Source organism: Geobacillus thermopakistaniensis, from assembly GCF_000498995.1.
Classification (GTDB): domain Bacteria; phylum Bacillota; class Bacilli; order Bacillales; family Anoxybacillaceae; genus Geobacillus; species Geobacillus thermoleovorans.
This window is the reverse complement of record NZ_AYSF01000102.1, coordinates 1-5,534: the sequence shown is the minus strand read 5'-3', so window position 1 is coordinate 5,534 and position 5,534 is coordinate 1. Positions and strand designations below refer to the sequence as shown.

Genomic DNA, 5,534 nt, shown 5'->3' with positions numbered 1-5,534 from the left:
GTACATTTTTGGTGTTTATCTCGTACATTTTTGGTTGTTTCGGCGTACATTTTTGGTGTCCAGCGTACATTTTTGGTGTTTATCTCGTACACATGTTTTCTTGTGTACGCTTTAAAAAATAAGCCGAAAACATCCCGGGGAAGGTCGTGATGAAGACGAAGCTCGCGGCGCTTGGCTACCGCGAAGTGCGCGGTCGAAATGGAAATTTTCTATTGCCGGAAGGAGAAACAGCGCGCGGCCATGAGTTTCACTACTCCGTTTATGAGCCGCGCGGCGAGACGCCGTTTGCCTACGAAACGAGCGGCCGGAAAGGAACGAAGCCTGACGGTTATTTGGCGCACCGGCTTGTCGCCGGCTATGTCCATTTTCATTTCGCGTCCGCCCCGGCGATGGTTGAGCGGTGGCTCGCCGAATGCGAGAAGGTGACCATCAATGGCTAAGGCGCTGCCGATTATGTTTCAAGGCACCCATTCTGATGCCGGCAAAAGCGTCATCGCCACCGCGTTTTGCCGCATGTTCGCCCAAGACGGCTGGAAGACGGCGCCGTTCAAGTCGCAAAACATGTCGTTAAACTCCTACGTGACGCCGGACGGAAACGAAATCGGACGGGCGCAAGGAATTCAGGCCGAAGCGGCCGGAGTGGCGGCGCGCGCTGAGATGAATCCGATTTTGATTAAGCCAAGCCGCGAGCATGAATCGCAAATCGTTGTGCTTGGCAAACCGTACGGCAATATGCAGGCGTTCGCTTACCGGAACGAGTTTTTCCACCAAGGGCTGGCCGTCATCCGTCAGTCGCTCGAAACGTTGATGAACGAGTATGACCGGATTGTCATTGAAGGAGCGGGAAGCCCGGCGGAAGTAAACTTAAACGACCGCGAGTTGGTCAACATGCGCATCGCCCGTCTCGCCAACGCCCCGGTCGTGTTGATCGGCGATATTGAGCGGGGCGGGGTGTTCGCGAGCCTCGTTGGAACGCTGTCGCTGCTTGAGCCTGAGGACCGAAAGCGGGTCATTGGGGTCATCATTAACAAGTTTCGCGGCGATGTGGCGCTGCTTAAGCCGGGGCTCGATTGGTTTGAGCAGCACACCGGCGTGCCGGTGCTTGGCGTCGTTCCATATTTGCCTGATTTGGCGATCGATGCTGAAGATTCGCTGTCGCTTGAGCGGTTTGCTTCATCTGTCGGGGGAGAGGAAGCGATTGATGTCGCTGTCATCCGCTGTCCGAAAATCGCCAATTTCACCGACATCGACCCGCTGCTGGCAGAACCGGACTGCCGCGTCCGGTTGGTGACGCACGTCGACGAGCTTGGAGCGCCGGATGTGATCGTGCTTCCCGGCAGCAAAAACACGATCGAAGACTTGATTTATATGAAGAAAAGAGGACTCGCTTCCCGCATTGTGTCGCTTGTCAATGAAGGAAAAGCGAGAGTCGTCGGCTTATGCGGCGGCTACCAAATGCTTGGCGCTGTCATCCGCGATCCGTATGGAGTCGAGACGCCGCTCCCCGAAGTAAAAGGACTTGGTTTGCTGCCGATTGAAACGACGCTTGAGCGGACGAAAATCACGATCCGTACGGAAGGGATGCTTACGTGGGCGGGCGAGCGGTTTTCGGTGCAAGGATACGAGATTCATATGGGCCGCTCGGCGCCGCTTCCTGGCTATGCGCCGCTTATTGAGGCGGACGGCCGCCATGAAGGGGCGAAGCACAGTGATGAGCGGGTGCTGGGCACGTACATGCACGATTTGTTTCATAACGATGCGTTCCGCACCGCGTTTTTCAACAACATTCGCCGCCAAAAAGGAATCGCTCCTTCTGGCGTCCGACTCTTTCGCTCGCTCAAAGAAAAGGCGTTCGACCGGCTTGCCGCTCATGTCCGCCAGCACGTGGCGGTCGAGCGGATCGAACAGATGATGCGTCAATTTGGCTGTCGCGATCACAGTTGAAGTCCAACAACGGGAAGACACCAAGGCAATGGGCGTTGATTTGGGACTTCGTTATATCGCCGTTGCCAGCATTGGAACGAAATCGTTGTTTTTCAAGGACAGCCAATGCGCTTTCATTCGCCGACGATATGCGGCTTTGCGGCGAACGTTGGGCAAAGCGAAGAAGCTCCATATGATTCGCACAATCGGCCGTAAAGAGTCCTGCTGGATGAAGGTTATAAACCATAAAATCAGCCGTCAAATCGTCCGTTTTGCCCTCGCCAACGGTGTTGGCATGATTCGGATGGAAAAGTTGACGCGTTCCCTCAATCATAGACGAGAAAGGAGGAAGCGCATATTCCCGCTTGATGGGGGATATTGTGCGCCCATGATGAATGTTTCCATCCCACCGATCCACCGTGAAATGGTTGAACAAGCGCGTGCCTATATCGATCAATTGACCAAACCGCCCGGCAGCCTCGGCCGTCTTGAAGAAGTGGCGGCAACGCTTGCCGGCATGACCGGGGAGCTGCTTCCACGCGTCACTCCGCCCGGAGTGCTCGTGTTTGCGGCCGATCATGGCGTCACGGAAGAAGGGGTGTCTGCCTATCCGGCCGAAGTGACGGCGCAAATGGTGTACAACTTTGCCAACGGCGGAGCGGCGATCAACGCCTTCAGCCGGCAAATCGGCGCGTTGCTTCAGGTGATTGATGTCGGTGTCGCCGTGCCGATTGCTGATGAGCGCGTCATTCAGAAAAAGGTGCGCCCGGGAACGAACAATTTCGCGGAAACGGAAGCGATGACGCCGTCCGAGGCCGAACAGGCGCTTCATGTCGGTTACGAACAGGCGGCGTCCATCATTGAACAAGGCGTCCGCACGCTCATTGTCGGCGAAATGGGCATCGGCAATACGACCGCCGCGAGCGCCTTATTGGCCACGTTGACCGATGAACCGCTTGAGCGCATCGTTGGCAAAGGAAGCGGCATTAAGGAGGAAATGCTTGCCCATAAACAGGACGTGATCCGACGGGCGCTCTTGCTTCATCGGCCGGATCCGGCGAAGCCGCTTGAAGGGCTTTCGAAAATCGGCGGGTTGGAGATCGCTGCTATGGCCGGGGCGATGCTGGCAGCCGCCGAACGACGCATCCCGATTTTGCTTGACGGTTTTATTTGCACGGTGGCTGCCCTTGTGGCCCGCCAGTTTGCCGTGAACGTCACAGACTATATGATTGCCGGCCATCGTTCGCAAGAGCCGGGGCACAGTATAGCCCTTCGTTTGCTAGAGAAGGAGCCGCTTTTGGATCTCGGCATGCGCCTTGGCGAAGGAAGCGGCGCGGCGGTAGCGTTTCCGCTCTTGATTTCAGCAATGGCGATGGTGAACGAAATGGCGACGTTCGCCTCGGCGGGCATTTCCACGGCCAATGCGAAAGGGGAGAAGGGGCGATGACCGTCGGCAAAGTGTATTTAGTCGGCGCTGGGCCGGGGGATGAAAAGCTCATCACGGTTTACGGCCGCGAATGCCTAGAACGGGCGGATGTCATTATTTACGACCGGCTCATCAACCGTAAGCTGCTGCGCTACGCGAAGCCGGACGCTGAGCTTCTTTACTGCGGCAAAGAGCCGGGAAAACATGACACGGTTCAAGAACAAATTCATGAGCTGCTCGTTTGGCATGCGCAACAAGGAAAAACGGTCGTCCGCTTAAAAGGCGGCGATCCGTGCATTTTTGGCCGCGTTGGTGAAGAGGCGGAAGTGTTGGTGAAAGCCGGAATTCCGTTTGAAATCGTTCCAGGGGTGACATCCGGCATCGCTGTGCCGGCGTACGCCGGCATTCCGGTCACCCACCGTGATTACGCCGCCTCGGTGGCGATGGTCAGCGGGCATCGGAGTGAGCGGATCGATTGGGAGGCGCTGACTCGAGGATGCGATACGATCATTGTCTACATGGGAGCGGCCAACTTGTCGGATATTTGCGGCCGTTTGATGGCGGCCGGAAAGCCGTCGGATACGCCGGCGGCCATCATTGAATGGGGGACGACCGAGCGGCAGCGCACGGTGGCGGCGACGCTTTCGACGCTGTCAGACGAGGCGGAACAGGCGGGCATTTCCCATCCGGCCATCATCATCATCGGCGATGTCGTTCGTCTGCGTGAGACGCTCCAATGGTTTCCGGAGCGGCAAGGGGGCGTGGTCGATGCCGACGCCTCGTCGTAGCGGGCGTGTCATCGTTTATACGGGCGACGGAAAAGGAAAAACGACGGCCGCATTGGGGCTTGCCCTGCGTGCCGTCGGCCGGGGAATGAACGTCGCGGTTTTGCAGTTTTTGAAATCGCCGGAACGAACATACGGCGAGCAGTTGGCCCTAGAGCGCCTTGGCGTCGACGTCCGTCAGCTCGGCGCCGGCTTCACATGGACGAAAACGCCGGACATCCACCGGGAAGCATTGAAGCGTGCCTGGGCGGTGGCCAAAGAATATGTGTATTCCGGACGGTATGATATGATTGTGCTCGATGAACTGAACAATGTGCTGGCCATTGACCGCTTTCCCGTTGAAGATATCGTATCAGTCAGCGAGGTGCTCGAGCTGATCCGCACGCGCCCGCCGTCGCTCCATCTTGTCATCACGGGGCGCGCGGCGCGCCCTGAGCTGATGGCGGCTGCCGATATCGTTACGGAAATGAAGCTCATCAAGCATGACTATGAACAAGGAAGGACCGCGATGAAAGGGATTGAATTTTAGAAGCAAAAAAGCGGCTAAAAAACGGCCGCTTTTTTGCAGGTTAGGCATTTTCATCGGTTTTGTCATTTTGGATTTTGTTTTGCCGACGTCCTTTGCTGTTATCGCCGGAAACCGGGCCGCGAAGCAAGGCCATCGGATCTTGCGTTGGCGCGTTTTGATTGCGGCTGCCGTTGTTTGGGCGTTTCGTCATGAGCTCCACCTCCTTTGGCTGCCGTTGTCATACGTTTAGCATGGACGATGCCTTCATTCCTATGCATGGTTGTCTACAGCCCAGCATAAAAAAAGCGGGAAGCGTTCGTGTTCCCGCTTTCCCGCTGCAAGCCGGCCGGATGCTGGCAAACACGGCGGCCGGATGAAGGCAATCAGTGATTTCGGTTAGTAGGCATATCCGCCCAAGCAGGCACATCCAACAATAATCAACAAAATAAACAGAACGACAATCAACGCAAAGCTGTTTCCATGCCAAGCGCCCATCATGTTCACCTCCTGGTGGAATCTATCGTATTGTATGTCAAAAAAAACTAAAAGAACAGGGCGATTGTCGAAACACGAAAACAATCGGCCAAAATGAGAAAAACGCCTTGCATATGTTTCAGCAAGGCGTTTTTTCGGGATGGTTCAAGTGAAATGATTGCATATATTGATTTCATTCCCATTCATAAGGCGTTTCTTGATACACGTAATAGTTCAGCCAGTTGACAAACAGTAAATTGGCATGCGAGCGCCATGTGTTCAGCGGCGGCTGGCTTGGGTCATCATTGGGAAAGTATGATTCTGGGATGCGAATCGGCAGCCCTTTCGCCAAGTCGCGTTCATATTCTTCTTTGAGCGTTGTCGCATCATTTTTCGGCGAGCTTTTCCGATCGAAGCA

7 protein-coding genes and 1 pseudogene are annotated in these 5,534 nt (G+C 55.7%); 5 read left to right on the top strand and 3 right to left on the bottom strand.

Annotated features, from left to right (window positions below; all coding sequences use genetic code 11):
- Nucleotides 1-131: 131 nt before the first annotated feature.
- The 5 genes and pseudogenes from T260_RS122710 to cobO all read left to right on the top strand — a co-directional run.
- A pseudogene (locus T260_RS122710) lies at nucleotides 132-440 on the top strand (cobyrinate a,c-diamide synthase); the annotation flags it as partial.
- Entirely contained in the window at nucleotides 433-1,944 is a 1,512-nt protein-coding gene (locus T260_RS122715) for a cobyric acid synthase (protein WP_015374897.1), read from the top strand. The pseudogene T260_RS122710 and the gene T260_RS122715, both read left to right, overlap by 8 nt.
- A 367-nt stretch (nucleotides 1,945-2,311) precedes the next feature.
- The gene (cobT, locus tag T260_RS0121155; RefSeq protein WP_081712639.1) at nucleotides 2,312-3,370 is read left to right on the top strand and encodes a nicotinate-nucleotide--dimethylbenzimidazole phosphoribosyltransferase; all 1,059 of its coding nucleotides are present in this window, start codon (nucleotides 2,312-2,314) and stop codon (nucleotides 3,368-3,370) included.
- Nucleotides 3,367-4,137: a uroporphyrinogen-III C-methyltransferase gene (gene cobA, locus T260_RS122720; RefSeq protein ID WP_008880165.1), complete on the top strand. Its 771-nt coding sequence runs from the start codon at nucleotides 3,367-3,369 to the stop codon at nucleotides 4,135-4,137. Before cobT ends, cobA begins: the two co-directional genes overlap by 4 nt.
- Entirely contained in the window at nucleotides 4,118-4,663 is a 546-nt protein-coding gene (cobO, locus tag T260_RS122725) for a cob(I)yrinic acid a,c-diamide adenosyltransferase (protein ID WP_011231283.1), read from the top strand. Before cobA ends, cobO begins: the two co-directional genes overlap by 20 nt.
- A 40-nt stretch (nucleotides 4,664-4,703) precedes the next feature.
- Here the strand turns inward: cobO and T260_RS1000000140055 are convergent, their stop codons facing one another.
- From T260_RS1000000140055 to T260_RS0121150, 3 genes are all read right to left on the bottom strand, one after another.
- Nucleotides 4,704-4,853 carry a hypothetical protein gene (locus T260_RS1000000140055; RefSeq protein WP_011231282.1) on the bottom strand — a complete coding sequence of 50 codons (150 nt, stop codon included), beginning with the start codon at nucleotides 4,851-4,853 and terminating at the stop codon, nucleotides 4,704-4,706.
- 185 nt (nucleotides 4,854-5,038) lie between these two features.
- Nucleotides 5,039-5,137: a YjcZ family sporulation protein gene (locus T260_RS1000000139200; protein ID WP_011231280.1), complete on the bottom strand. Its 99-nt coding sequence runs from the start codon at nucleotides 5,135-5,137 to the stop codon at nucleotides 5,039-5,041.
- A gap of 172 nt (nucleotides 5,138-5,309) precedes the next feature.
- Nucleotides 5,310-5,534: homoserine O-acetyltransferase/O-succinyltransferase family protein (locus tag T260_RS0121150; RefSeq protein WP_031213250.1), on the bottom strand; the 225-nt coding region annotated here is incomplete at its 5' end.